23 protein-coding genes are annotated in these 26912 nt (G+C 45.1%); 16 read left to right on the top strand and 7 right to left on the bottom strand.

Annotated features, from left to right (window positions below; translation table 11 throughout):
• Nucleotides 1–3 precede the first annotated feature (3 nt).
• A complete protein-coding gene (gene lpxM, locus VME0621_RS22890; protein WP_062461687.1) occupies nt 4–960 on the top strand; it encodes a lauroyl-Kdo(2)-lipid IV(A) myristoyltransferase in 957 nt (318 codons plus the stop codon).
• Between the two features lie 71 nt (nt 961–1031).
• On the opposite strand, the gene mutM is transcribed toward lpxM, so the two are convergent.
• From mutM to VME0621_RS22875, 3 genes are read right to left on the bottom strand one after another with little or no spacing between them, the layout of a single operon-like run.
• Nucleotides 1032–1841: a bifunctional DNA-formamidopyrimidine glycosylase/DNA-(apurinic or apyrimidinic site) lyase gene (gene mutM / locus VME0621_RS22885; protein WP_062461684.1), complete on the bottom strand. Its 810-nt coding sequence runs from the start codon at nt 1839–1841 to the stop codon at nt 1032–1034.
• A 9-nt stretch (nt 1842–1850) separates the two neighbouring features.
• Entirely contained in the window at nt 1851–2357 is a 507-nt protein-coding gene (locus tag VME0621_RS22880) for a hypothetical protein (RefSeq protein ID WP_051647213.1), read from the bottom strand.
• Nucleotide 2358: 1 nt separating this feature from the next.
• Nucleotides 2359–2862 carry an FxsA family protein gene (locus VME0621_RS22875; RefSeq protein WP_038223841.1) on the bottom strand — a complete coding sequence of 168 codons (504 nt, stop codon included), beginning with the start codon at nt 2860–2862 and terminating at the stop codon, nt 2359–2361.
• 352 nt (nt 2863–3214) lie between these two features.
• On the opposite strand from VME0621_RS22875, the gene aspA reads away from it, so the two are divergent.
• The 6 genes from aspA (at nt 3215) to VME0621_RS22845 (ending at nt 11131) form a co-directional block, all read left to right on the top strand.
• On the top strand, nt 3215–4666 hold the full coding sequence (gene aspA, locus VME0621_RS22870) for an aspartate ammonia-lyase (protein ID WP_038223844.1): 1452 nt from the start codon (nt 3215–3217) through the stop codon (nt 4664–4666).
• Between the two features lie 148 nt (nt 4667–4814).
• Nucleotides 4815–6125: an anaerobic C4-dicarboxylate transporter gene (locus VME0621_RS22865; RefSeq protein WP_038223846.1), complete on the top strand. Its 1311-nt coding sequence runs from the start codon at nt 4815–4817 to the stop codon at nt 6123–6125.
• A 137-nt stretch (nt 6126–6262) separates the two neighbouring features.
• Nucleotides 6263–8080, top strand: a complete 1818-nt coding sequence (locus VME0621_RS22860) for a protein-disulfide reductase DsbD (RefSeq protein ID WP_062461681.1) — start codon at nt 6263–6265, stop codon at nt 8078–8080.
• Nucleotides 8081–8189: 109 nt separating this feature from the next.
• Nucleotides 8190–8825, top strand: coding sequence for a response regulator transcription factor (locus tag VME0621_RS22855; RefSeq protein ID WP_038223850.1), 636 nt, complete (start codon nt 8190–8192; stop codon nt 8823–8825).
• Between the two features lie 324 nt (nt 8826–9149).
• Entirely contained in the window at nt 9150–9416 is a 267-nt protein-coding gene (locus VME0621_RS22850; RefSeq protein WP_006075415.1) for a DUF4212 domain-containing protein, read from the top strand.
• A gap of 11 nt (nt 9417–9427) precedes the next feature.
• Nucleotides 9428–11131, top strand: coding sequence for a sodium:solute symporter family protein (locus tag VME0621_RS22845; protein WP_006075414.1), 1704 nt, complete (start codon nt 9428–9430; stop codon nt 11129–11131).
• A gap of 68 nt (nt 11132–11199) precedes the next feature.
• Here VME0621_RS22845 and VME0621_RS22840 read toward each other — a convergent pair whose 3' ends face one another.
• The 4 genes from VME0621_RS22840 to VME0621_RS22825 form a co-directional block, all read right to left on the bottom strand.
• Nucleotides 11200–11535, bottom strand: coding sequence for a DUF3316 domain-containing protein (locus VME0621_RS22840; protein ID WP_062461678.1), 336 nt, complete (start codon nt 11533–11535; stop codon nt 11200–11202).
• 255 nt (nt 11536–11790) lie between these two features.
• On the bottom strand, nt 11791–12123 hold the full coding sequence (locus tag VME0621_RS22835) for a DUF3316 domain-containing protein (protein WP_062461675.1): 333 nt from the start codon (nt 12121–12123) through the stop codon (nt 11791–11793).
• A 161-nt stretch (nt 12124–12284) separates the two neighbouring features.
• Nucleotides 12285–15710 (bottom strand): hybrid sensor histidine kinase/response regulator, encoded by a 3426-nt coding sequence (locus tag VME0621_RS22830; protein WP_062461672.1) that lies wholly within the window; start codon nt 15708–15710, stop codon nt 12285–12287.
• A gap of 71 nt (nt 15711–15781) precedes the next feature.
• Entirely contained in the window at nt 15782–16969 is a 1188-nt protein-coding gene (locus tag VME0621_RS22825; protein ID WP_006073437.1) for a 3-phenylpropionate MFS transporter, read from the bottom strand.
• Nucleotides 16970–17201: 232 nt separating this feature from the next.
• Here VME0621_RS22825 and VME0621_RS22820 point away from each other — a divergent pair, with 232 nt between their 5' ends.
• The 9 genes from VME0621_RS22820 (at nt 17202) to fis (ending at nt 26905) form a co-directional block, all read left to right on the top strand.
• Complete coding sequence (locus tag VME0621_RS22820) at nt 17202–19028, top strand: putative nucleotidyltransferase substrate binding domain-containing protein (protein WP_062461669.1); 1827 nt, start codon at nt 17202–17204, stop codon at nt 19026–19028.
• 23 nt (nt 19029–19051) lie between these two features.
• Nucleotides 19052–19678, top strand: a complete 627-nt coding sequence (locus tag VME0621_RS22815; RefSeq protein ID WP_038222766.1) for a 3'-5' exonuclease — start codon at nt 19052–19054, stop codon at nt 19676–19678.
• 184 nt (nt 19679–19862) lie between these two features.
• Nucleotides 19863–21812, top strand: coding sequence for an acetate--CoA ligase (gene acs, locus VME0621_RS22810; protein ID WP_006073433.1), 1950 nt, complete (start codon nt 19863–19865; stop codon nt 21810–21812).
• A gap of 275 nt (nt 21813–22087) precedes the next feature.
• Nucleotides 22088–22537 carry a type II 3-dehydroquinate dehydratase gene (gene aroQ, locus VME0621_RS22805; RefSeq protein ID WP_006073432.1) on the top strand — a complete coding sequence of 150 codons (450 nt, stop codon included), beginning with the start codon at nt 22088–22090 and terminating at the stop codon, nt 22535–22537.
• Between the two features lie 61 nt (nt 22538–22598).
• Nucleotides 22599–23069, top strand: a complete 471-nt coding sequence (gene accB, locus VME0621_RS22800; protein ID WP_006073430.1) for an acetyl-CoA carboxylase biotin carboxyl carrier protein — start codon at nt 22599–22601, stop codon at nt 23067–23069.
• A gap of 15 nt (nt 23070–23084) precedes the next feature.
• Nucleotides 23085–24428 carry an acetyl-CoA carboxylase biotin carboxylase subunit gene (accC, locus tag VME0621_RS22795; RefSeq protein ID WP_038223863.1) on the top strand — a complete coding sequence of 448 codons (1344 nt, stop codon included), beginning with the start codon at nt 23085–23087 and terminating at the stop codon, nt 24426–24428.
• Nucleotides 24429–24534: 106 nt separating this feature from the next.
• Nucleotides 24535–25416, top strand: coding sequence for a 50S ribosomal protein L11 methyltransferase (prmA, locus tag VME0621_RS22790; RefSeq protein WP_062461666.1), 882 nt, complete (start codon nt 24535–24537; stop codon nt 25414–25416).
• 200 nt (nt 25417–25616) lie between these two features.
• The gene (gene dusB, locus VME0621_RS22785; RefSeq protein WP_031494196.1) at nt 25617–26585 is read left to right on the top strand and encodes a tRNA dihydrouridine synthase DusB; all 969 of its coding nucleotides are present in this window, start codon (nt 25617–25619) and stop codon (nt 26583–26585) included.
• 23 nt (nt 26586–26608) lie between these two features.
• Nucleotides 26609–26905 (top strand): DNA-binding transcriptional regulator Fis, encoded by a 297-nt coding sequence (gene fis / locus VME0621_RS22780; RefSeq protein ID WP_006073423.1) that lies wholly within the window; start codon nt 26609–26611, stop codon nt 26903–26905.
• The last annotated feature ends 7 nt before the right edge of the window (nt 26906–26912 follow it).

Genomic DNA, 26912 nt, shown 5'->3' with positions numbered 1-26912 from the left:
TGAATGAGTAATCAACAACACGTAGATAAGAACCTCTACAATCCTACATTCCAATGGGCATTCTTACACCCAAAACACTGGGGAACTTGGCTCGGTATTCTCTTTGCTGTTTTACTGGCTTTTGTACCCGCTAAACCACGCGATAAATTTGCCCGATACATCTCTGGTATTATCGTCGGCAAAAATGGTCGTGTAGTCAGGCGTACTCGCCTCAATCTACAAAAGTGTTTTCCAGAAAAGTCCGAGCAAGAGATCCAGCATATTGTCGAAGAGACGTTTGCTAAAGCAGGTCAATACTTGTTGGGGTATTCAGAGTTTTTGATTCGCTCAACTAAACACAACCAGCAGCGTGGCGTTATGATCGGTGAAGAAAATCTGATGCCTTTATTAGATGCTGGTGAGAATGTGATTATCTTAGCACCACACGCATGGGCTGTTGATTACCCGGCGGTGATGCTCGCTGCGCAAGGTTACAAAGTCGCAACGATCATGAAGCCACAAAACAACCCTATTGGTGACTGGCTGATGCATGTTCAGCGTATGCAATATGGTGGTCGTATCTTTGCTCGTAGTGCTGGAGTGAAACCATTCGTACGCTCTATTAAAGATGGGTATATCGGATATTGGCTGCCTGATGAGGATCATGGTCCACAAAACTCAGTATTTGTGCCTTTCTTTGCTACTGAAAAAGCCACATTAAAAGGCTTTGGCAAAATGTCTCGATTATCGCGAGCGAAAGTAGTACCCGTCCTGCCTGCCTATAACGACAAAACCAGCAAATACGAAGTGCATATTCTGCCTGCTATCGACAACTTCCCTACGGGTGATGAGGAGCAAGATGCACGGGCGATGAATAAAGCGATTGAAGATTTGCTACGAGATAAACCTGAGCAGTATATGTGGAACCTATACCTTCTCGAAACCCAACGTGACGGTATTCGTATCTACGACAATATCTAGTCGCCAAACATCAATCAAAAACAAAAGCGCTTGCCTCGGCAAGCGCTTTTGTTTGAATACAAGACACAATATTACTGCTGACAATGGGAACAAAAAAAGGTGTTTCTCTGCCCGATTTTCATTTGTTCTATTGGTTCTCCGCACTGATGGCAAGGTTCGTTAGCTCGTCCATAGACTTGCAACTCTTGAGCGAAGTACCCTGGCTTACCATCCGATTGAGAAAAATCTTTTAACGTCGTACCACCTTGAGTGATCGCTTGTGCTAAAACACGCTTTATTTCTGAAACGAGTAACTGCCACTGAGTCAAAGTCACTTTATAAGCGGGTGTTGTTGGGTGTATTCCAGCGCTAAACAAGGACTCACAAGCGTAGATATTGCCTACCCCCACAACATTGGCGTTGTTCATAATGAAGGTTTTTACCGCCACACGTTTGTTTCTTGCTTTCTCCAACATCCAATCGGCACAAAACTCTTCCGTCAATGGCTCAGGACCACAATTAGCAAGGAGTTCATGGGACTCTCCAGGCGCACACCAAAGCCAAGCCCCAAAGCGACGTGGATCGTTGTAACGCATCACTTTACCGTTACTCAAAACCAAATCAACGTGATCGTGTTTCTCCGCTTCAGGTGGGTTATCAAGAACACGTAAACTTCCCGACATACCAAGGTGAACAATTGCCGTTCCTTTGTCGGTATCTATCAGCAAATATTTAGCTCGACGACGAATCGACGTAATCGCTTGCCCATGTAGCTGATGAATTTCTTGTGGGATCAACCAGCGCAATTGTCTTTGGCGCACCACAATTTCTTTAATGGTCTCATCCAATAAGTGTGGACTGATCCCAAGACGAGACACTTCTACTTCAGGTAACTCTGGCATAAGAGCCCTTTATTGATTGGATTCGGTAGGTATTAGACTACTGGCTTCAAAGCTGACTGCAACCCAATTTTCGTCGTAGGTATTCAGCAGCCAGAATTTTTCAAGCTGATAGGCCGTAATACGTTGAGGCTCTTCTTTCTCTTGATACCACACCTCCACCGTCATTGGGTTTTCCAATACAGGTTTTAGTTTGGCGTAGGTCTTCTCATCCACAGGAGTCCCCTGAATGGCTCGCCAACGCTGAATGACACTAGCTGCGTCTGACGTCCATTTTTCAGGAATGGCATGCCAAGTCTCGTCATCAAGATAAAACTGTATGCCTGCGTAGTTAATTTCAATTGGACTGGCATTTGGATCCAGCACCAACCCAGTTAAAACCTGAGGCTCGACATCTTGCTCAATAAGATACTGCTTAATGAGATTTGGCGCCGCCATCAACAACATAAACGCCGAGATGGCGATAATTAATATGTTGTTCCAACGACGCTTGGTGAGCTTGAAACGTTTGAATATCACGTTAGTTTAACTTATTACGATCATCGTCATCCTTACGCTCGTATTCACCTTCAAAAGTATTGCCATCTTGGTGCTTGTCGAAAGGATTTTGTTGGAAAGGATCATGACCTTGGAAGCCGCCTTGGTGAAACGCTCCGTTAGACATGGTTTTCACTACCATTTTACTCATCAAATATTTCGCTATCGCCGCACGCGGTGCCGGTAATAGGACTAACATGCCAAGTGCATCCGTCATAAAGCCAGGGGTAAGCAATAGGACACCCGATACCGCTAGCATGACACCTTCAACAATTTGTTGTGCAGGCATTTCACCTTGCTGAAGTCGCGTTTGCACCGACATTAGCGTTTGCAAACCTTGGCTTCTTACTAAAGACGCACCCACAAAAGCCGTTAGTAAAACTAACCCGATTGTTGGCCACAATCCTAGGAAACCACCGACTTGAATAAACAACCCAATTTCGATAATTGGTACAAAAATAAACAGTAATAATAATATCGGAAACACAACGTCCTCCTTGGTTTGATGTCAGTTTACGCTGACCTAGAACCAAACCACAAATAAAATGCTCAATTTCACCTGTATAAAGCACAGATTTAGTTTTACAAAGTATAAATTTGAACAATAAATTCATGAATTTTTTTGATGGTTATCGCATCTCCGACTCGTTACGCAACGTTGTGCAAACTTTCGGTGAAAAAGGTGATCTGGATACTATTTTTATGTGCTACTTTGAGTAATATGTACCCCATAAGTCAGGACGTAATAACTAGCCAATTATTCTGGCGAATGGATTCTTAAAACAGATTTGGCAAATATACTGTAATCAACGCAGAACAATAATCTAAGGATCCAAAATATGGCTACAACCACACACGCTAATCCTGTAGCAACTCAAGCCACTCGTATTGAAGAAGATCTATTAGGCCAACGTCATGTCCCGGCGGATGCTTATTATGGCATTCACACGCTGCGCGCTATCGAAAACTTTAATATCTCCAACGTTACCATTTCTGATGTACCCGACTTTGTTCGCGGTATGGTAATGACCAAGAAAGCAGCCGCATTAGCCAACAGAGAACTAGGCGTCATTCCAAAAGACATCGCGCAATTCATTATTCAAGCATGTGATGTTATTTTGGAAACTGGCAAGTGCATGGACCAATTCCCATCTGACGTGTTCCAAGGCGGCGCAGGCACTTCTGTCAACATGAACACCAACGAAGTCATTGCTAACGTTGCGCTAGAGCTGATGGGTAAAGAAAAGGGTCAATATGAGTTCATCAACCCTAATGACCATGTAAATAAGAGCCAGTCTACCAACTGTGCGTACCCAACAGGGTTCCGCATCGCGGTTTACAACAGTGTTCGTAAACTCATTGATGCTATCGAGTATCTAAAAGGTTCATTTGAAGACAAGAGCCAAGAGTTCTCTACGATTCTAAAAATGGGCCGTACCCAGCTACAAGATGCCGTTCCTATGACTGTGGGCCAAGAATTCCATGCTTGGGCCGTCACTTTGAACGAAGAAATTCGTAACCTAGACTACACCTCTAAGTTACTGCTTGAAGTAAACCTAGGCGCAACAGCCATCGGTACAGGCCTAAACGCTGCAGAAGGTTATCAAGAGTTAGCCGTTAAACACCTAACTGAAGTCACTGGACTAGAATGTGTTCCAGCTGAAGATTTGATTGAAGCAACGTCAGATTGTGGCGCTTATGTAATGACACACGGCGCTCTAAAACGCTTGGCGGTTAAGCTATCTAAGATCTGTAATGATCTTCGTTTGTTGTCTTCAGGCCCACGTACAGGCTTGAACGAGCTGAACCTACCTGAGCTTCAAGCTGGTTCATCCATTATGCCAGCTAAAGTAAACCCTGTAGTGCCTGAGGTGGTTAACCAAGTGTGCTTCAAAGTACTTGGTAATGACAACACTATCTCATTTGCAGCAGAAGGTGGACAGCTTCAGCTTAACGTGATGGAGCCAGTCATCGCACAAAGCATGTTTGAGTCTCTCGATATTCTAAAGAATGCCTGCATTAACCTTCGTGATAAATGTGTAGATGGCATCACCGTTAATAAAGAAGTCTGTGAGGGCTATGTCTTTAACTCTATTGGTATTGTGACTTACCTAAATCCTTATATTGGTCACCACGAAGGCGACATTGTGGGTAAGATTTGTGCTGAAACTGGTAAGAGTGTTCGTGAAGTAGTGCTTGAGAGAGGGCTACTTTCAGAAGAAGAGCTCGATGACATATTCTCAGTAGACAATCTGATGAAACCTCAGTATAAAGCGAAACGCTACGAGTAATACTGCTGTTAAGGCTCTCCTTTTGGGGAGCCTTTTTAGTTGTTACTTTGCCAAATTAAAGACTTTATAAAATTCAAATAACACGACATAAACAAATATCTTCCGTCATTTACACAAATGACCCAAAGATATAATGCGAGGAATTGCTATGGTTGCTATAGAACTGGCCGTCGTACTGCTATTTATCTATTTAGGTGCACGTATAGGCGGTATTGGAATTGGTTTAGCGGGTGGTGCGGGTGTTATTGCCCTATCTTTAGTCTTAGGCGTACCGACAAGCCAAGCTTACATCCCGGTGGATGTTATTCTAATTATCATGTCGGTCATTACTGCGATTGCCGCAATGCAAGTTGCTGGTGGCATGGACTGGTTAGTACAAGTTGCTGAAGATTTTCTTCGCAAACATCCAGAAAGGATTACCTTTTACGCTCCAATTGTAACTTTCTTGATGACACTCATGGCTGGTACAGGTCATACCGCGTTCTCTACACTACCTGTAATTGCCGAAGTGGCAAAAGGTCAGGGTGTTCGTCCATCTCGCCCGCTTTCAATCGCCGTTGTCGCTTCCCAAATCGCGATTACAGCGTCTCCAATCTCAGCCGCAGTTGTCGCTTTTGCAGCTATGCTAGCGCCAATGGGCGTTGATTACTTAACACTTCTTGCGGTTTGTATCCCAACCACCTTTATCGCTTGTATGGTCGGTGCGTTTGTTGCCAACTTTATGGGTAGTGAGCTTAAAGATGATCCGGTTTATCAAGAGCGCTTGGCTCAAGGTCTTATCAAACTAAACACTGCTCAAAAACGTGAGATCCTACCGACAGCGAAGAAAGCAACCTACATCTTCCTAGGTGCGATTGCCTTCGTTGTTTGTTACGCAGCGGCTATCTCCGGCTCTATTGGTTTGATTGAAGACCCTGCACTTGGACGTAACGAAGCAATTATGACGGTGATGTTAGCAGCGGCAGCCATCATCACGCTAACTACTAAGATCGATGCGTCTAAAATTCCTTCAGCAGCCACCTTCCGCTCAGGCATGACAGCATGTGTGTGCGTACTAGGTGTTGCATGGTTAGGCTCAACATTCGTTAACGCACACGTAGACGGCATCAAAGAGTTTGCAGGCGCGCTACTTGCTGACTACCCATGGATGCTAGCCCTAGTACTGTTCTTTGCTTCTATGCTGCTTTATTCTCAAGGCGCAACGACAGTTGCACTTATGCCAGCAGCATTGGCGATTGGAGTTGCTCCTCTCACAGCTGTTGCCTCATTTGCAGCGGTTAGTGCACTATTCGTTCTTCCAACGTACCCAACCTTATTGGCGGCGGTAGAAATGGATGACACAGGTTCAACGAGAATTGGTAATCTAGTCTTTAACCACCCATTCTTCATTCCTGGTGTGGCAACTATCGCAACAGCAGTTGCACTAGGCTTTGCCTTTGGCGGCATTTTGATTGGCTAACCTTAGGCTATTCTAAAAAATGAGAGCTGCGTTGATACGCGGCTCTTTTTTTGTCTGAGTTGAAACAAAACAGCCTATCTTCCTGTCCTAAGTTAATATAACCTCAACTTATTCACGATCGCGTTTACTTGGCTTGTATGTACCGAATATTGTCTCCGTTCATCTTACTTTTCGCTATTGCCTTCTCTACCCCGAGCTGGGCGCTATTTGGCAACTCCAATAATGCACCAGCTTTCGCTCCAAATACCGCCAATACTTTTGTCCCTGTTGATGAAGCTTTCCCTATGAACTTCTACCAACAAGGTAATAAAGTGTTCATCGATTGGCAGGTCAAAGAGGACTATTACCTCTATCAAGAGCGCATTGCAATCAGTGGTGAAAATGTCGCTATTGGCAGCATCAAGATGGAAGACGGAACACCGTATAAAGATGAATTTTTTGGTGACGTCAATATCTACACAGAACCCCTTTTTGTCGAAGTGCCATTGAGTCAATATCAGACTGGAGCCAAGCTCATTGTGCAGTACCAAGGCTGTGCAAAAGCAGGCTTCTGTTATCCACCAGAAACACGTGTCATAGACATCAGTCCATTCGACTTTGACAGTGCAACTCCTCTCGATAACGCGAATGACATTAAAGCAACAGCTGCGGATACTGCTAGCACCACCCCCTCGAAAACTCGAGATAGTGAGCTGACTGATAAACTGGCTCAAAACTGGTGGACGCCTGCATTATTCTTACTATTAGGCATAGGGCTTGCCTTCACGCCTTGTGTGCTACCTATGTACCCTATCCTAACCAGCATCGTGTTGGGCGGAGGTAAACGCAGCCATAAACAAGCACTGGTATTATCCCTCGTATATGTACAAGGTATGGCGTTAACTTACACACTGCTGGGACTAGTCGTCGCCTCTGCTGGTATGCAGTTTCAAGCCGCGATGCAGCATCCGTATGTGTTGATCGGCCTCAGTACTTTGTTTGTCGCGTTATCATTATCTATGTTTGGTTTGTATACCCTACAGCTCCCAAGCGGACTGCAAACTTGGCTCAATAATCTCAGCAATAAGCAGCAAGGTGGCAACTTATTTGGTGTTTTCGCCATGGGAGCTATCTCAGGTTTAGTCTGTTCTCCTTGTACTACGGCTCCGTTATCAGGAGCGTTGTTGTATGTAGCACAAAGTGGAGATTTACTGACTGGCGGTATTGCGCTTTATGCTCTTGCCCTAGGTATGGGTATCCCTCTTATGGCTGCCGCGGTATTTGGAAATAAACTGCTGCCTAAAGCGGGTAATTGGATGGAACGAGTTAAAATACTGTTTGGTTTTGTCTTACTCGCAGCGCCAATCTTTCTACTTGAAAGACTACTGCCTGAGTTTTGGAGTACCGTGCTTTGGTCAGTACTGGGCATCTCTGCCTTTGGTTGGCTTTATCATCAGAAAAACGCACTGCCCTTCGGCGGTTGGAAACAAAGCTGTGTTGGGATACTGGCCATCCTAGGTTTATTTGCTTCAGCACAACCTTTGCTGAACCATTGGTTTGGCTCCACCAGCAATAATGTGAGCAGCGAAGTCACTGTCAGTTTCATCCAGATTAATAATGTGCAAGAGCTCAATGAGGAACTCGCCAAAGCAAAACAAGCCGGAAAACCCGTTATGCTGGACTTCTATGCCGACTGGTGTGTGGCGTGTAAAGAGTTCGAGAAGTACACCTTCCATGATGCCTCGGTTGAACCCGTGTTGTCTCAGTTTGTGTTACTTCAAGCTGACGTCACTAAAAACCAACCCCAAGATATTGAGTTGCTTAAACAGATGGATGTGCTTGGACTCCCTACGATTGAATTTTGGGATGCAAAAGGCAATCCGGTGTCCTCCGCTCGTCTAACAGGCTTTGTTCCTGCTGAGGACTTTTTGCAACATCTTCGTAAAAACCAGCTGATTGATACTTTGAGCCCATGATAGACAATAAAAATTCGATTCTCATCAGAGTTTTGCATTGATTCATTTGTTCAAAGAGCCGTCTGAATTAATAATATAAATTAACACTTTCGTAAAAAGTTGAGATGTTATGGAACCCAGCTACACCATTATTATCGCTGATGATCACCCACTCTTTAGGAATGCACTTTTCCAATCAGTGCACATGGCGATAAGTGGTGCCAATCTACTAGAAGCTGATTCCTTGGATTCGCTACTTGGATTGCTTGCCAAGAATGATGAACCAGATTTGATCTTGCTTGATCTTAAAATGCCAGGAGCCAATGGCATGTCAGGACTAATTCACCTACGAGCTGACTATCCGGATATTCCGGTCGTCGTTATCTCTGCTAGTGAAGAGCCCAGTATCGTGTCTCAAGCTAAAACGCATGGTGCTTTTGGCTTTATTCCTAAATCCAGTGACATGCGTGAACTGATTAATGCTTTGAATCAGGTGTTGAACGGAGAACCTTATTTCCCTGCTGAACTATTGATTGATAGTGCTGAGAATAACGACCTTGCGGAAAAGCTGGCGACACTTACTCCACAACAATACAAAGTATTAGGCATGTTGTCTGATGGTTTACTGAACAAGCAAATTGCTTATGATTTGAATGTCTCTGAAGCTACAATCAAAGCACATATGACGGCGATATTTAGAAAACTTGGTGTAAAGAATCGTACTCAAGCGGTGATTCTATTGCAGCAAATGGAATCTGACAGCTAGCTTTTTCCCGCACCTCTACTCGCTTCACTACTCCCTTTAGAGCCAGTTCTTATGCGCTCTGAAGGGGATTTCATGCAGTATTTGCAATAAATTCCTACCTCATTCAACTACTTTTATTTCCAATCTTATCGATAAACGTTAGACCTTTGGCTAATTTAACATCAAATTAACATCACACTTTTTACGCCAAAAATCAGCAAATCCTTGTTTTATATATTCTTAATCATTTTCTTCTGTCGACTAAAGTTGCACTGAGTTATCGCCCTTAGCCTGCTACCTTATAAAACGTAACAATACGTTAACACCACACAAAAGGAGAAGGCCATGGCGTTCGAATCATCAGAACAAGCTCAAGCCTATTGGAAGGAAAATCTAGGAATCATGGGATCCCTATTAGCCGTTTGGTTCATCGTATCTTACGGCGCAGGAATCCTGTTTGTTGACGCACTTAACGCTATTCAGTTTGGCGGATTTAAACTGGGCTTCTGGTTTGCACAACAAGGTTCAATCTACACCTTTGTTGCACTGATTTTTGTTTATGTCGCTCGTATGAACGCTCTCGACAAGAAATATAACGTACAGGAAGACTAAGAGGCACACTAATGGATATTCAAACTTGGACGTTTATTCTTGTTGGTATCACCTTCGCGCTCTATATCGGTATCGCTATTTGGGCACGCGCAGGTTCAACAAGTGAATTTTATGTCGCTGGCGGTGGTGTTCACCCTGTAGCTAACGGTATGGCTACGGCAGCTGACTGGATGTCGGCAGCATCATTTATCTCAATGGCAGGTATTATCTCATTCATCGGTTACGATGGTGCGGTGTATCTAATGGGTTGGACAGGTGGTTATGTTCTACTTGCTCTATGTCTAGCACCATACCTACGTAAGTTCGGTAAATTTACCGTGCCTGACTTTATCGGTGATCGTTACTACTCTAAAACGGCACGTATGGTAGCAGTATTCTGCGCAATTTTCGTTTCTTTCACTTACGTGGCAGGACAGATGCGTGGCGTTGGTGTTGTATTCTCACGCTTTTTAGAAGTAGACATTAACCTTGGTATCGTTATCGGTATGGCGATCGTCTTCTTCTACGCGGTAATGGGTGGGATGAAAGGCATCACGTATACTCAGGTGGCGCAATACTGTGTGTTAATCTTTGCATTCTTAGTACCAGCCGTATTTACTTCACTCATGATGACAGGCTCAGTCTTCCCACAAGTGGGTTTTGGCTCAACTATCTCGGGCTCTGAAACCTACTTACTTGATAAACTTGATGGCTTGACTCAAGAGCTTGGCTTTACCGCCTATACCGATGGCTCGAAGAGTATGGTCGACGTCTTCTTTATCTGTGCAGCTCTAATGGTCGGTACTGCGGGTCTACCTCACGTTATTATTCGCTTTTTCACAGTACCTCGCGTAAAAGATGCACGTATCTCAGCAGGTTGGGCACTTGTCTTTATCTCACTACTTTATACCACTGCGCCTGCAGTAGCAGCCTTCGCTCGCGTTAACATGATTGACACGATCAACGGTCCAGACATGAAAGGTGTCGCAGCAGCTGAAGCACCAAGCTGGTACAAAAACTGGGAAAGCACTGGTCTAGTAGGTTGGGAAGATAAGAACGGTGACGGCAGAATGTTCTACTCAGGCGATGAACGCAATGAGATGAAGATTAACCGTGACATCATCGTATTGGCTTCTCCAGAGCTTGCTCAATTACCAAACTGGGTAGTTGCATTACTGGCTGCTGGTGGTCTTGCCGCCGCACTTTCTACCGCAGCAGGTCTACTGCTTGTTATCTCAACGGCCGTCTCGCACGACTTGCTCAAGAAAGGGTTTAAGCCCGACATGACCGATAAGCAAGAATTGATGTATGCCCGGATAGGCGCCGCACTCGCCGTAATAGGTGCAGGTTACCTAGGTATCAACCCACCAGGGTTCGTGGCTCAGGTAGTAGCGTTCGCCTTCGGCTTAGCAGCGGCTTCCTTCTTCCCTGCGATTATCTTAGGTATCTTCTATAAGAAGATGAATAAAGAAGGTGCGATCGCAGGTATGCTTTCAGGTATCTTGTTCACTGCTGCTTACATCATCTACTTCAAGTTTGTAAACCCAGCAGCAAATACACCTGATAACTGGTTATTCGGAATCAGCCCAGAAGGTATCGGTACGCTAGGTATGTGTTTGAACTTCACGGTTTCTATCATCGTTAACAAGTTCACCGCTGAAGTGCCGAAAGAAGTACAAGATATGGTTGAGTCAATCCGCTATCCGAAAGGTGCGGGTGCAGCACACGACCACTAATATAGCTCTACAACGCTAAAACTAAAAAGCCACCGCAATTGCGGTGGCTTTCTCGTTCAACGCCGAACTTATGAGCGCTCTTTATAAGAGTAATCGACATCAATTACCGCACGATACATGATGCTGCCGCTATTCTCAGCGAACTCCTCTACAGTGACTTGAGTATCTTGAACCTCGATAGAATTACGGAGAAGGTTATTTTCGTTGACGCGAAGCTTATACACTAAATCGGTAGAAGGGGTAGATTTCAAATCATTTACCATTTTGAAGCCAGCTTCATACGCTTGCTCTTTAGTATTAAAACCTTCTGTACGGAAATCGGCATCACCTACCAAACTCGTAGTAGTTGCCATAGCGGCAGTAGACATAACTAATGATGCTGTAATAAATGCTAGTTTTTTCATGATTTCACCTCATTGTTTCCTTTTGGGGATATCCCCTCACCGTACATACAAATATGTTGGTGTTAAGCCAAGTACTTCAACGGACTCCAACTTACTTACGGTGCATACTTACTAAAAAGTTAAGCAACCCAACAGTAGTGACAATACAACAAAAAACGATGTGTATTATCATTAGCAAAATAGTTTGCTCCGATTGCTACGGTTAGATAACCAATTCAGATTAACGCATCTCGATATATAAAGACCGTTGTGATATTAACTATCTTTCGCGTCATATTGATAATTTACGTCAACAACAGCACGGTATTTAATAACGCCTTGTTTTTCAGCAAGTTCCTGAACCACAATTTCTGTGTTATTTAGTTCAATACTATTAAATTCCGTATCATGGCCATTAAGTTTTAACTCGTGAGCAAGTTCACCATGTGGCATTGCTTTCAGGTCCTTTACTAGATCGTACCCAGCTTCATAAGCTTGTTGCTTCGAGTCGAAAGCTGATGTCCTAATTTCCGTATTACCTAAGTCGCTTCCTGCGAACACACTTCCAGAAACTAAAACTAATGATGTGATGGTTAGTAGTTTTTTCATGTATTCACCTTTTTATTGTTGGCTGACTCTCTGTGAGTGGTGTCTAGATTACCGAGTCATTTGTAAAGAGTCTGTCAACGAAGGTAAAGACAACAACATATTTAGTAAAGACATAGAAAAAGAGAAAACATAACCATAACAATTACATTTTCTCTGACATTTTATTGACTTAATATAGCTCTCAACTTTAATGGCTTAACAGGTTTAGCAATAAACTTGAAGCCATTCGACTTAATGCCTTCAAGCATAGAGTCCGTTCTGTCGGCACTAATAATAACGCCATTAAATGAATCACCGATACGTAACCTAAACTGTTGAAGCACTTCCAGCCCAGTACGTCCATTGTCTAATCGGTAATCCGATAGAATGACATCAGGCTCCCACCCCTCTTCTAAGTGCTTAAGACTCGCAACCAGATCCAACGCGGTACGAACATCACAACCCCACCGAGCTAGTAAGGTTTGCATCCCGACTAAGATGTCGGGTTCGTTATCCACGCATAGCACTTTGAGATGACTTAGCCCCGCGTCTGGCGCCAATTTAGCTTTGTCGGCAACAGGAGCCACTTCAGTCGCCACATCCAGAGTTATCGAGAAGACGCTTCCTCTATCCGGCCACGAGCGCATCGATATCTGGTGATTAAGCACTCTTGCAATACCACGTGATATCGCAAGCCCTAGCCCAAGGCCTTGATCCGCGCGTGCTTGATCTACCCGAGTAAACTCATTAAAGATCTCTTTTTGCTTGTCTTCAGGAATACCAATGCCATCATCCCAGACATCAATTCTTACTCGCCCGTTAACTCTTCTTGCACCTAACAGCACCTTACCTTCTGGGTTATAACGAAACGCATTAGTGAGGAAGTTTTGTAACACGCGGCGCAGCAATTTTGGATCAGACTTTACAATGAGCGATGAAGAGACAACCGAGAAATCAATCTGTTGACCGATAGAGATAGCACTAAATTCCGCTTTCAGGTTGTTAAAGACTTCCGACAATTGAAACCCGCGCACGTTAGTCTGCAACTTCCCAGACTCAAGGCGTGAAATATCCAGCAAATCGCCAATCAACTCCTCTGCGGCTCCCAATGCACTCTCGATATGAGAAGAGAGTTGGCGTGTTTCATCATCCTTGCTTGCCTCCGATAAAGAAGAGGCAAACAAACGAGCTGCATTTAATGGCTGCATTAAGTCATGGCTCACCGCAGCTAGAAAACGCATTTTTGATTGCGATTCCGATTCAGACTTTTTGGTGGCAAACACCAATCGTTTGTTGAGCTGTTCGAGCTCTTGCGTTCGTTCAATCACCCGCTCTTCAAGCCGCTCATTCGCATCACGTAATGCACTTTCCGCTTCTCTAAATACCGTAATATCAGTAAAGCTCATAACAAAACCGCCGCCGGGCATAGGGTTACCTTGAACTTCGATCACGCTACCATCGGGACGCACTCGAGACGACGTATGAGGAGAGCCTTGTTCCAGATAATGAATACGTTTGCGAACGTGCTCATTAGGATCACCTGGCCCACATAGGCCTTGTTGTGCATTGTGACGAATGACATCAGCAATGGGTCTGCCGACCTGGATTAATCCAGCAGGAAAGCTGAATAGCTCGAGGTATCGACGGTTCCACGCTACCAACCGAAGCTGTTTGTCTACTACCGCTATGCCTTGTCCAATATGTTCAATTGCCCCTTGCAACAAGCCACGACTAAAGTGATAAAGCTCCGACGCTTCATCAACAATGGTTGCCACTTCCTCAAGCTGCATATTTCGTCCCTGCAAGGCCGACGTTAACACCAATTTGGCCGATGACGCACCAAACACCCCAGCTAAAACACGTTCGGTATGACGAATTAGCTCTGCTGAGGCTTGCTGATTGGGTAAAGGCTGCTTTTCCTGCTGCTTCCAAAACTGTCGAAATGCACTTCTGACTCTGGTTCTGCCAACAAACCGAGAAGCAAGCATCTCCAGTTCAGCCACTGTGACTCGGCTTTGATATAAGCTGAGATTCTCACTTTCAGGAAGTGGCGTACCAACAAACGAAGCCGATTGCAGTCTTTCTGTTAGGCTTGAACGAGTGGCCAGTGAAATCACTACAAAGCAAATAGCATTCAACACGACGCTAATCAGCATGCCCCAGTCAGAGCTTTCAATATGCAGAGATGAGAGAATATCGGGCGGCGTAATCACTCGTAAAAGTAAGTTATTGGTCGCATCGCCAGCTAAAAGCCCGGTTTCACTCATCAGGGTGATCAGCCAAATGGCGAATCCAACAAACAGTCCGACATACACCCCTTTTCGATTGCCAAGACGCCAATACATCCCCCCTATCAAAGCAGGTGCAAACTGGGTAATAGCCGAAAATGACAAAAAGCCAATCGCCGATAGCGAGTGTATTGTGTCCAGCGCCTGATAAAACGCCCAAGCGCCAAACAACAGCAAGCAAATGAGTGCTCGACGAATTATAAGCAGCAGACCGGATAAATGACGGTGTGAGCGGTGCGCCAGTTTAATTCGGCGCAGCAATAATGGCATCACCAGATCATTCGACACCATAATTGCCAATGCAATGGTAGACACAATCACCATACCACTGGCGGCAGATGTGCCTCCTAAAAACGCCAATAAGGCGATGTTGTTCGCCTCTGCAAATTTAGGAATACTGATGACAAAGGTATCTGGAGATGTTCCCATCAATAAGCCTTGTCCTACCCAAGCAATTGGCAACACAAATATCCCCATCAGGACCAAATACGCGGGGAACAACCACCTTGCGGTATGTAAATCTTGGGCGCGCTCATTCTCCACTACAATCGTGTGGAACTGACGCGGCAGACACACGATCGCCATCATGGTCAGGCCGGTATGAATTAGCAAGGTAGGAATATTAGGGGATTGATAGGTATTCGATGCCAGTTCACCAAGATGGATATCTGGGCGTTGCCATGCCAAGTAAAGAATGAAAAAGCCAACAACGAGGAATGCTACCAATTTGATAATTGATTCAAAAGCAACAGCCATCATCATGCCGCGATGGTGCTCGGTATTATCGATATGGCGAGTGCCGAACAGCATGGTAAAAATTGCTAGCGCACCAACAACAAACCACGAAATATGATTATCTTGATAGCCCAGTTCATCCGCTAGATTCGGTGCGACGACATCCAATCCCATCGTAATACCGCGAAGCTGTAATGCTATGTAAGGCAAGATGCCGGCTACCGCAATCAGCGTCACCACTACCGCTAAGCCTTGAGACTTGCCATATCGTGCGGCAATAAAATCCGCGATTGAAGTAATGTGTTCGCGCTTTGCTATCAAAATAAGGCGAGCAATAACACGCCAGCCTAATGTGAAGACGATAATGGGGGCGATATAAATGGGTAGAAATGCCCAAGGATTGGAGCTGGCTTGACCAACGGTTCCGTAAAAGGTCCACGAAGTACAATACACAGCAATAGACAGGCTATACACCCAAGGTCGCCAGTTAGACAACCATTTCTTTTGTCTGTCTCCATACCACGCAATAAGAAACAAAATCCCCAAATACGCCAGTGAAACGGGGACGACTACCCATCCTTGCATGTTGTGATATCCCTTTAAATTCCTTAACTATTATTTAAAGGGCTATCACTAATTTTCACAAATGTTCAGCCTCAATTCTGTGGCTCAGGCTGAGAATTTTCATTGATATCTCGCACACCTTTGTTTTTCGGCTCAACTTTAATAAACAGTGCGAAGAAGCCCATCGCCGCCATCCCCCAGAAAACGTTGGCTCCCCACAGTTCGTAGCCCCAGCCACTGACGGCCATCATCAACGCAATAAATGCACCTAATGGGATGGCGTTATACAGGGCCTGCAATGCCACCATCTTGTTAGCATCAGACTTTTGGATATATTGAATGGCAGCAATATGAGCGATTGCGAACGTCACACCATGCAGTAACTGGATAACGACAAGTGCCCCAACGGCGGTCGTTGAAGCCGTCAACCCCCAACGAACCATGACACCAACAGAAGAAATAACAAACAGAGTGCGTAGCGACCATCCTGCAAACCATTTCTTACTGAAAGCGAACAATAGCACTTCCGATACCACACCTAGGCTCCACAAATAGCCGATTAGGCTTTCTGGGTGCCCTGCTTCCTTCCAATAAATAGAGCTAAAGCTGTAATAAGCCGCATGGCTTCCCTGAATAAGCGCAATAAGCACCAAAAAGCGTATCACCGACCAATCTTTTAACAGTAATGTCAGCTTTGGCCTAACCGCATCATCTTCATGTTGAGAAACTGGCATAGTCGCTGGACTACGCATCACCAACAGCATCGAGAACACGAAACCCGCAATCGCGGTGTAAACAATCATATTCGCGCCAAACTGTGAGGCTAAATAACCCACCACAGAAGAACCCGCTATAAAGGCAATAGAGCCCCAAAGTCGGGTACGGCCATAATCCAACATACTGCGGTTCGCATAGTGGTTAGCCATCGCATCGGATAAAGGCACAACCGGGCCAAAGCTGAGGTTAAACAGAACTGTGACCAAGGCTAGCATCATAAAACTTGGGCCTGCTGCTAGGTGAGCAGCGACAAAAATGGTGCACGCTAACGTTGCCCAGCGTAGTGCTGGTAACAGACTTTCTGCTTTATGAATTCGTGGGGTAATCAATAGGTTTGCAACGCAGCGAGTCGCAAAGCCTAATCCCATCAACATACCGACATCAGCTGCAGATACCCCTTGATCTTCAAACCATAACGCCCAAAAAGGCAGATAAACACCGTAGGCAAAAAAGAAACCAAATAAATATTGGGATACCCAAGCAAATGGGGATGGACTCAACATAGCTGCAACCTAAAACATCGACAGGAAAGAGAGCAAAGAGACGCTCTGAATAAGATCGCGCCCATTATGCAATGCGAAACGTTTGCAAAAAAGGGAATTGTTTATAGAAATGAATTTCCTCATATCAAAATGCCCTAAATATTACGTGGCCAATATTCGACTAAAGTCGTCTGGAGCTTGTCGTTAATTTTGCCAGACTATCAGCATAGCCACGGTTACGGAGCTCGTTTTTATGCCTGATAAATTCAATATGTCGTCACCTCCTTTCGACAGACTCACCGAACAGCAACAAAATCAGCTAAGAACAGCCTTAGATGTCGCGTATTTTCGAGATAAGGACGTCATGCTGCGTGCCGGGTCACCCAGCGACAGTTTACATATTATTATTAAAGGCTCTGTCGAAGAGCGCGATGAACACAACCAAGAAGTATTTGCCCACTATACCTATGATGATCTCTTTGACGTCCGTGCATTACTGGGCGATAGCGTGAAACACAATTATGTCGCTTTAGAGGACACCTTAGTTTACTTGTTACCTAAAGAGGTGTTCTTATCTCTTTATCATAGTAACGGGCAGTTTGCGGCCTACTTTGATACCAGTTTAGCCACCCGTCAGCAGTTAATAGAAGAAGCACAGAAGCAACAAAACCTTGCTGAGTTCATCTTGACCAAAGTCGACGAAGACATCTACCACCCTCCGTTAATTCTAGGGCCAGGCTTAACCATTACTGACGTCACTCAGCAGTTGCTCAATCATGGTGTCGACGCGGCATTAATTGAACTGAATCTGGATACTGACACTCAGCAGCGCCACCCTAATACCCTGCCTTACGGCATAGTCACTCGCACCAATATGCTCCATGCCGTAGTGCTAGAAAACCTACCTAGCACCACTCCAATCAGTGAGATTGCTACTTTTCCAGTCCACCAAGTCGACAAAGAAGAGTTCCTTTTCAATGCAATGGTGACTATGACTCGACAACGGGTAAAACGACTAATGGTATGCGAAGGGAAGAAAGCGGTGGGCATGCTCGATATGACTCAAATCCTCAGTGCTTTCTCTACACACTCGCATGTGCTGTCACTCAGTATCGCCAGAGCCAACAATGTTGATGAGTTGGCGTTAGCATCTAATCGACAGCAGCAACTGGTAGATAGTCTCGTGACTAACGGAATCCGAACTCGATTTATGATGGAACTGGTTTCTGCTATCAACGAGCAAATCATTGAGCGCGCGTTTGAGCTTATTCTGCCACCTGCGATGCACGGTCACTGCTGTCTTATCGTCATGGGCTCAGAAGGTCGTGGAGAACAGATTCTAAAAACTGACCAGGATAACGCGCTTATCTTAGAAGATGGTATTGATTGGCCTAATAAAGACAGCGCGCTCAAGGAGTTAAACCATACACTAGCCAGGTTAGGTTACCCACTTTGCCCTGGCAATGTGATGGTCAGCAATGCTCATTGGGTCAACACCACCAGCGAATGGAAACAGCGCATAGAACAACTCGTGAGTAGCGCTAGTAGTGAAAGTGTCATGGAAATCGCGATTCTGGCCGACGCCAGAGCTGTCGCAGGAAACGCTGAATTGTTAACACCAGTTAAGCAACATTTGCAACAGCAGATGGAAGGTCAAGAAGCAATCCTTACCGAATTCACTCGCCCAGCCCTCAACTTTGCAGTGCCTCTGACTTTGTTTGGTAATGTTAAATCATCAAAACAAGGTGTGGATCTTAAACAAGGCGGTATCTTCCCAATAGTTCATGGGGTGCGTGCCATCAGTCTTGAGTATGGTATCAACGAAACCAACACCTTTGATCGCATCGAACAACTGGTCAGTAAGCGAGTACTGGAAACCTCCACCGCAGAAAATTTGGCCGAAGCGCTCAAGCATTTCTTTAAACTCAGACTGCAGCAGCAGCTATCTCATCACGATATTAGCAATGCCATTCAACTTAATGATTTAGAGAGACCAGAGCGAGACTTACTACGACATGGATTCCATATCGTGAAAAAATTTAAACAGTGGCTGGGATATCACTACCAAATACGTCACTAATTTCAGCGGAGCAAGGCAGTACCATGAATATTATCTCAAGAGCCTATTGGCGCTATCATTTGCGCCACTCGCCACATCGGCACTTGTTTGCTCGCCCCAAACACAATGAGTATGTGTCCTTGGATTGTGAGACGACAAGCTTAGACCCAAGTGTGGCAGAGATTGTCACCATCGCCGCAACTAAAATTATTGATAACCGGATAATCACCAGTGACCCATTTGAAGTACGTTTGTCTGCACCCAAATCGCTAGGAGAAGACTCGGTGAAGATTCACCATATTACTCACGATGAGCTCAAACACGGCATTAGCGAAAAGCAAGCGATGTCAGCACTGCTGAACTTTATTGGTAATCGACCTTTAGTAGGCTATCACATCCGTTATGATAAGAAGATTCTTGATCGCGCAGCTAAAAAACACCTTGGGTTCCCCCTACCCAATGAGCTCATTGAAGTTAGTCAGATCTACAATGATAAACTACTCAAGCTGCTTCCCAATGGTTACTTCGATCTAAGTTTGGAGGCAATCTGTCGACATTTGCAGATTCCTAATTATCACAAACATGACGCATTGGAAGACGCTAAAGCCGCCGCCATGGTCTATCTCAAGCTGACTCGAGGCTCACTTCCACCCTTTCGCCCACAGAGCTAATTATGCTAATCGGTCAGAATGCGACTTAGCTCTCATTAACGCAGGCTTGTAAGTCATTAATTTTGTTTGTCTTTCCTATACTAAGCCTAAAGTCTAATTGCTGAATACCGCAATCTAGCCGAGAGTTAATACACGATCTAGTTCAGCCCTAGTCAAAAAAGCTCAATTCACAAGGAGAGAAGCAATGAGTGAAGTTCATGTTTATCCGGTAAAAGAAAATATTAAAACAAACACTCACGCGGATGACGACACTTACCTATCCATGTACCAACAATCCGTCAGCGATCCTGAAGCCTTCTGGGGTGAGCATGGAAAAATCGTTGATTGGATTAAGCCATTTACCAAAGTAAAGCAAACCTCATTCGACACTGGACACGTTGATATTCGCTGGTTTGAAGATGGCACCCTGAACGTATCTGCCAACTGTATCGATCGTCACTTAGCGGATAAAGGTGATGAGGTTGCCATTATTTGGGAAGGCGACAACCCAGAAGATGACAAGACTCTAACTTTCAACGAGCTTCATAAAGAAGTGTGTAAGTTCTCTAATGCATTAAAAGCTCAAGGAGTTCACAAAGGCGACGTCGTCTGCCTCTATATGCCAATGGTGCCAGAAGCCGCCATCGCTATGTTAGCTTGTACTCGTATTGGTGCAGTTCATACGGTGGTATTCGGTGGTTTCTCGCCTGAAGCACTCTCTGGACGCATTATCGACTCCGATGCCAAGGTCGTTATTACGGCAGACGAAGGAGTACGTGGTGGACGTGCAGTTCCACTTAAGAAAAATGTCGATGAAGCACTGACCAATCCAGATGTAAAAACCATTAGCAAAGTGATGGTGCTAAAACGCACCGGAGGCGATGTCGAATGGCACGAGCACCGCGACGTTTGGTGGCATGAAGCGACAGCACAAGCTTCTGACGTTTGTCCTCCAGAAGAGATGAAAGCGGAAGATCCGCTGTTTATTCTGTACACCTCTGGCTCTACTGGTAAGCCAAAAGGTGTACTTCATACTACTGGTGGTTATCTCGTATACGCCACCATGACCTTTAAATACGTTTTCGATTATCAACCAGGTGAAACCTTCTGGTGTACCGCTGATGTAGGTTGGATCACTGGCCATACTTATTTGGTTTATGGACCACTGGCAAACGGGGCTAAAACGATTCTATTCGAAGGTGTCCCAAACTATCCTGACACAAGTCGTATGAGCGAAGTAGTTGATAAGCATCAGGTTAATATTCTTTATACCGCTCCAACAGCAATCCGCGCATTAATGGCTAAAGGTGATGAAGCTGTCAAAGGCACGACTCGCGATAGTCTGCGCATTATGGGCTCGGTTGGTGAACCTATTAACCCAGAAGCCTGGGAATGGTATTACAAGACCATCGGCAATGAGAAATCACCAATCGTCGATACATGGTGGCAGACTGAGACGGGTGGCATTCTTATTACCCCATTACCAGGGGCAACCGAACTTAAACCTGGCTCAGCAACACGTCCATTCTTTGGTGTTCAACCTGCTCTGGTAGACAACATGGGCAATGTTATTGACGGTGCTACCGAAGGTAACCTTGTCATTCTAGATTCATGGCCAGGTCAGATGCGCACGGTTTATGGTGACCATGATCGCTTTGAGCAAACTTACTTCTCTACATTTAAAGGCATGTACTTTACTGGTGATGGTGCTCGTCGCGACGAAGATGGCTATTACTGGATTACTGGTCGTGTCGATGATGTGCTGAACGTCTCAGGCCACCGTATGGGTACCGCCGAAATTGAATCCGCTTTAGTTGCCTTCGATAAAATTGCTGAAGCGGCCATTGTTGGTATCCCACACGATATTAAAGGTCAGGCGATTTACGCTTATATCACTCTTAATGACGGTGAATTCCCATCGGCAGAACTGCATAAAGAAGTGAAAGATTGGGTGAGAAAAGAGATTGGCCCAATCGCTACACCAGATGTACTTCATTGGACTGACTCGTTACCTAAAACTCGTTCAGGTAAAATCATGCGTCGTATCCTACGCAAAATTGCGACTGGTGATACTAGCAACCTTGGTGATACCTCGACCTTGGCAGATCCAAGCGTCGTAGATAAGCTGATTGCGGAAAAAGCCGAACTTGCTTAACTTATTTGACACTTAATCAACAAACCGCCCGCTTTTCGGGCGGTTTTTTTGTATCAGGATTTATCAAGGTGACGTCAAAATGTGCTCTGTGTTGCAATTTTTCTGACAGACAAGAGGTGATTAGACCAGTAAATTGCTGCTAAATGCTGTGAATTAGCTATAATCTTGGTCAATTTTTAAAAATATGATGGTTATGAGCTTTTCATACCCTCATTTTTTTATGTAGACTTGAAATAAATCACGTTTATTTCACGTTAACCGAAGATGGCGACATTATGGCAGCAAAGTCACGAATTCTAGTTTTAAATGGACCAAATCTTAACCTCTTAGGTCTAAGAGAACCTGGTCATTATGGAAATGAAACACTAGCGCAAATCGTTGATAACTTAACTGATCAAGCATCACTTGCGGATATTGAATTGTCCCATCTCCAGTCAAATCGTGAATATGAACTGATTGAAGCCATCCATGCTGCGCATGGTAATACTGATTTTATCATTATTAACCCTGCTGCTTTTACGCACACGAGTGTTGCACTACGTGATGCATTACTGGGTGTTTCAATCCCATTTATTGAAGTGCACTTATCTAACGTTCATGCCCGAGAAACATTCCGTCATCATTCTTATTTGTCTGATGTTGCCCAAGGTGTTATCTGCGGATTGGGTTCGCAAGGCTATGAATTTGCGCTTTCAGCTGCCATTAAAGCCCTGAAAGCAAAATAACCAAATACTCTACGGCTCAATATTTGAGGCCGTCTTACTCACAAGATAAAGAGAAAGAAACATGGATATTCGTAAAATTAAAAAGCTAATTGAACTTGTAGAAGAATCTGGCATTGCAGAGCTAGAAATTTCTGAAGGTGAAGAATCGGTACGTATCAGCCGTAACAGTCCGGTCAGTGCAGCACCAGCACCAGTTCAATACGCAGCAGCACCTGCTCCAGCGGCAGCACCGGCACCTGCAGCAGCTCCTGCGGCGGCAGCGCCAGCAGCATCAGCAGACGAGCCAGCAGCTCCTGCGGGTCACCAAGTTCTTTCTCCAATGGTTGGTACGTTCTACAGCGCTCCAAGTCCAGATGCGAAACCATTTGTAAAAGTAGGCCAACAAGTTAACGCTGGCGATACTCTATGTATCGTTGAAGCGATGAAAATGATGAACCAAATCGAAGCAGACAAGTCTGGTGTGATTGCAGCAATCCTTGTTGAAGATGGCCAACCTGTTGAGTTCGATCAAGCTCTAGTAATTATCGAATAATAGAGAGCGCTCATTATGTTAGATAAATTAGTAATCGCGAACCGTGGTGAAATTGCACTACGTATTCTGCGAGCATGTAAAGAGCTAGGTATCAAAACGGTTGCTGTTCACTCAACGGCTGACCGCGATCTTAAGCACGTTCTACTAGCAGACGAAACCATTTGTATTGGTCCTGCACGCGGCATCGATAGCTACCTAAATATCCCACGCATCATTAGTGCAGCGGAAGTGACTGGTGCCGTTGCTATCCACCCGGGTTATGGTTTCCTATCTGAGAATGCTGACTTTGCTGAACAAGTAGAGCGTAGTGGTTTCATTTTTGTTGGTCCGAAAGCAGAAACGATTCGCCTGATGGGTGACAAAGTTTCGGCAATCAACTCGATGAAGAAGGCGGGTGTTCCTTGCGTGCCTGGTTCTGATGGTCCTTTAGACGACGACGAAACAAAGAACAAAGCGCACGCTAAGCGCATTGGCTACCCAGTCATCATCAAAGCCTCTGGTGGCGGCGGTGGTCGTGGTATGCGTGTTGTTCGTAGCGAAGGTGAGCTTATTGAAGCTATCGCTATGACACGTGCAGAAGCAAAAGCCGCTTTCAACAATGATATGGTTTACATGGAGAAATTCCTAGAAAATCCACGTCACGTTGAAGTTCAAGTGATTGCTGATGGCCAAGGTGGCGCAATTCACCTAGGTGAGCGCGACTGTTCTATGCAGCGTCGTCACCAAAAAGTAGTGGAAGAAGCTCCAGCTCCAGGCATTACAGAAGAAATGCGTAAGTACATCGGTGAGCGTTGTACTCGTGCATGTATTGAAATTGGTTACCGTGGTGCAGGTACGTTCGAATTCCTATACGAAAACGGTGAGTTCTACTTCATCGAAATGAACACTCGTATTCAGGTAGAGCACCCAGTAACAGAAATGGTAACGGGCGTAGACCTAATCAAAGAGCAGCTTCGTGTTGCTGCAGGCCAACCACTGTCTTTCACTCAAGATGACATCAAACTTCGTGGCCACGCTATCGAGTGTCGTATCAATGCGGAAGATCCTGAGCGTTTCTTACCATGTCCAGGTACTATCACGCGTTTCCACGCGCCAGGTGGTATGGGTGTACGTTGGGAATCTCATATCTACACTGGCTACACTGTGCCTCCTCACTACGACTCAATGATCGGTAAGCTAATCACTTTTGGTGAGAACCGCGATGTTGCCATTGCTCGTATGAAGAACGCACTGGGTGAGATGATTGTAGAAGGTATTAAAACTAATATCACACTTCAAGAATCGATTATGAATGATGAGAACTTCCAACACGGTGGTGCCAACATTCATTACCTAGAGAAAAAGCTTGGCATGAGCTAAGCCCTTTCTAAAAATACTAAAAACCCACTACGGTGGGTTTTTTTATGCTCACTTAACGCGAATCTGCTACACTCTGCGCAAAATTCGTCAAGCAAGGACCCAACTCATGCCTTGGATTCAAATCAAACTAAATGCAACCAACGAAAACGCTGAACAAATCGGCGATATGTTGATGGAAGAAACTGGCGCTCTATCCGTCACCTTCCTAGATGCACATGATACCCCTGTTTTTGAGCCGTTACCTGGCGAAACTCGTCTGTGGGGCGATACTGACATCGTAGCCCTGTACGATGCAGAAGCAGACACCAAGCTTATTTTGACCCAAATAACTGCGTCAAACATGCTCGCTGAGGGCTTTGCTCATAAAGTTGAACAGCTCGAAGACAAAGATTGGGAGCGTGAGTGGATGGAAAACTTCCACCCAATGAAGTTTGGCGAACGCTTGTGGATTTGCCCAAGCTGGCGCGATGTTCCAGAGCCAGATGCCGTAAATGTGATGCTAGACCCTGGTTTGGCTTTTGGCACAGGCACGCACCCTACTACAGCTCTGTGTCTTGAGTGGCTTGAATCTTTAGACCTTGCTGGTAAAACCGTTATCGACTTTGGTTGTGGCTCTGGGATCCTAGCAATCGCCGCGATCAAGCTTGGTGCAGAAAAAGTAATCGGGATCGACATCGATCCTCAAGCTCTAACCGCATCGAAAGATAACGCTGAGCGCAATGGCGTTGCTGACCAATTGGAGCTATTCCTACCACAAAACCAACCGGAAGGCTTAATTGCCGATGTGGTCGTTGCCAATATTCTTGCGGGTCCTCTTCGTGACCTATCTGGCATCATTAAAGGCTTAGTGAAAGAAGGTGGCCAACTTGCCATGTCTGGCGTGTTAGACACCCAAGCAGAAGATGTTGCGAACTATTACCGTGATGAGATGACTATCGACCCAATCGTTGAGCTCAATGAATGGTGCCGAATCTCGGGTAAAAAGTAACCATTATTATTTACAAAGCAGTGCGTTAGCTTGCTAACGCACTGCTTTTTTTTGTTGATACAGAATAGTTTTACCACTAAACGCCTGAAAATCAGGCAATTTGCAGAAACAAATTGTAAATGCTCAAATATTAGTCTTTTCACGCACCGAAAAAATGCGTAAAATGCGCGCCCTTGCTTGTGTAAACCTGTGGCAATGTTTTGAGAATCGGACAATACCAACTTAAGAACAATCTGATTGTGGCGCCTATGGCGGGTGTTACGGATAGACCGTTTCGAGAGTTGTGCCTTCGTTACGGTGCGGGAATGGCGGTCAGTGAAATGATGTCATCCAACCCGAAACTGTGGAAAACAGCTAAGTCACAGCAACGCATGGTGCACGAGGGTGAATCTGGTATTCGCTCGGTGCAAATAGCAGGTGCCGATCCCAAGCTTATGGCTGAGGCGGCACAATTCAGTGTTGAGAACGGTGCGCAAATCATCGACATCAACATGGGTTGCCCTGCTAAAAAAGTGAATAAAAAGCTCGCGGGCTCAGCTCTGCTTAAGTACCCAGACATTATCGAAGATATTCTGCGTACTGTGGTTGATGCCGTAGATGTCCCTGTGACATTGAAAACCCGTACAGGCTGGGATACAGACAATAAGAACTGTGTCCAAATTGCAAAACTAGCCGAAGACTGCGGCATACAAGCACTCGCCCTTCACGGTCGAACTAGAACTTGTATGTACAAAGGCGAGGCAGAATACGACAGCATCAAAGCGGTTAAAAACGCTATCTCTATACCGGTTATTGCTAACGGTGATATCGATAGCCCAGAGAAAGCGAAATTCGTACTGGATTATACCGGTGCAGACGCTTTGATGATTGGACGTCCGGCCCAAGGACGGCCATGGATTTTTGAGGAAATCCAACACTATTTGGAAAACGGTACACTGATGCCAGAGCGTCCCACCGAGGACGTACAAGGCATTTTGCTAGGTCATGTTCAGGCACTTCATCAGTTTTATGGTGAATATTTAGGTCCACGCATCGCTCGTAAGCATGTTGGCTGGTATTTAAAAGAGCATGAACAAGCCAGTGAGTTCCGCCGTGCCTTCAACGCGATTGAAGCGGCTAATGAGCAGCTAAACGCATTGCAAGGCTATTTTGAAAACGTTGCATCATAATTACGAGAAGAGCTAAACCGATTATGTTCGAACAAAATTTGACTTCAGAACCATTGACAGTTACTACAGTAACATCTCAAGACCAGATCACACAGAAGCCTCTACGCGACTCTGTAAAAGCGTCTCTAAAGAACTACCTTGCTCAATTAAATGGTCAAGACGTCACTGAATTGTATGAACTAGTTCTAGCGGAAGTAGAACAGCCGCTACTAGACACCATCATGCAGTACACTCGCGGTAACCAAACTCGCGCAGCAACTATGATGGGTATCAACCGCGGTACTCTTCGTAAGAAACTTAAGAAATACGGCATGAACTAATCCATTG

This window comes from Vibrio mediterranei, from assembly GCF_900088415.1.
Classification (GTDB): domain Bacteria; phylum Pseudomonadota; class Gammaproteobacteria; order Enterobacterales; family Vibrionaceae; genus Vibrio; species Vibrio mediterranei.
Note: the sequence above shows the minus strand (reverse complement) of the source record. Positions and strands in the feature narration are given on the sequence as shown.

Coding starts and splice junctions, on each gene's coding strand:
- mutM (WP_062461684.1), bottom strand. CDS start 1,841: ATGCCAGAGTTACCTGAAGTAGAAGTGTCTCGTCTTGGGATCAGTCCA.
- VME0621_RS22815 (WP_038222766.1), top strand. CDS start 19,052: ATGAATATTATCTCAAGAGCCTATTGGCGCTATCATTTGCGCCACTCG.
- lpxM (WP_062461687.1), top strand. CDS start 4: ATGAGTAATCAACAACACGTAGATAAGAACCTCTACAATCCTACATTC.
- fis (WP_006073423.1), top strand. CDS start 26,609: ATGTTCGAACAAAATTTGACTTCAGAACCATTGACAGTTACTACAGTA.
- aspA (WP_038223844.1), top strand. CDS start 3,215: ATGGCTACAACCACACACGCTAATCCTGTAGCAACTCAAGCCACTCGT.
- VME0621_RS22860 (WP_062461681.1), top strand. CDS start 6,263: ATGTACCGAATATTGTCTCCGTTCATCTTACTTTTCGCTATTGCCTTC.
- VME0621_RS22830 (WP_062461672.1), bottom strand. CDS start 15,710: ATGCAAGGATGGGTAGTCGTCCCCGTTTCACTGGCGTATTTGGGGATT.
- VME0621_RS22845 (WP_006075414.1), top strand. CDS start 9,428: ATGGATATTCAAACTTGGACGTTTATTCTTGTTGGTATCACCTTCGCG.
- acs (WP_006073433.1), top strand. CDS start 19,863: ATGAGTGAAGTTCATGTTTATCCGGTAAAAGAAAATATTAAAACAAAC.
- VME0621_RS22825 (WP_006073437.1), bottom strand. CDS start 16,969: ATGTTGAGTCCATCCCCATTTGCTTGGGTATCCCAATATTTATTTGGT.
- VME0621_RS22850 (WP_006075415.1), top strand. CDS start 9,150: ATGGCGTTCGAATCATCAGAACAAGCTCAAGCCTATTGGAAGGAAAAT.
- accC (WP_038223863.1), top strand. CDS start 23,085: ATGTTAGATAAATTAGTAATCGCGAACCGTGGTGAAATTGCACTACGT.
- VME0621_RS22820 (WP_062461669.1), top strand. CDS start 17,202: ATGCCTGATAAATTCAATATGTCGTCACCTCCTTTCGACAGACTCACC.
- accB (WP_006073430.1), top strand. CDS start 22,599: ATGGATATTCGTAAAATTAAAAAGCTAATTGAACTTGTAGAAGAATCT.
- VME0621_RS22840 (WP_062461678.1), bottom strand. CDS start 11,535: ATGAAAAAACTAGCATTTATTACAGCATCATTAGTTATGTCTACTGCC.
- VME0621_RS22865 (WP_038223846.1), top strand. CDS start 4,815: ATGGTTGCTATAGAACTGGCCGTCGTACTGCTATTTATCTATTTAGGT.
- prmA (WP_062461666.1), top strand. CDS start 24,535: ATGCCTTGGATTCAAATCAAACTAAATGCAACCAACGAAAACGCTGAA.
- VME0621_RS22835 (WP_062461675.1), bottom strand. CDS start 12,123: ATGAAAAAACTACTAACCATCACATCATTAGTTTTAGTTTCTGGAAGT.
- VME0621_RS22855 (WP_038223850.1), top strand. CDS start 8,190: ATGGAACCCAGCTACACCATTATTATCGCTGATGATCACCCACTCTTT.
- aroQ (WP_006073432.1), top strand. CDS start 22,088: ATGGCAGCAAAGTCACGAATTCTAGTTTTAAATGGACCAAATCTTAAC.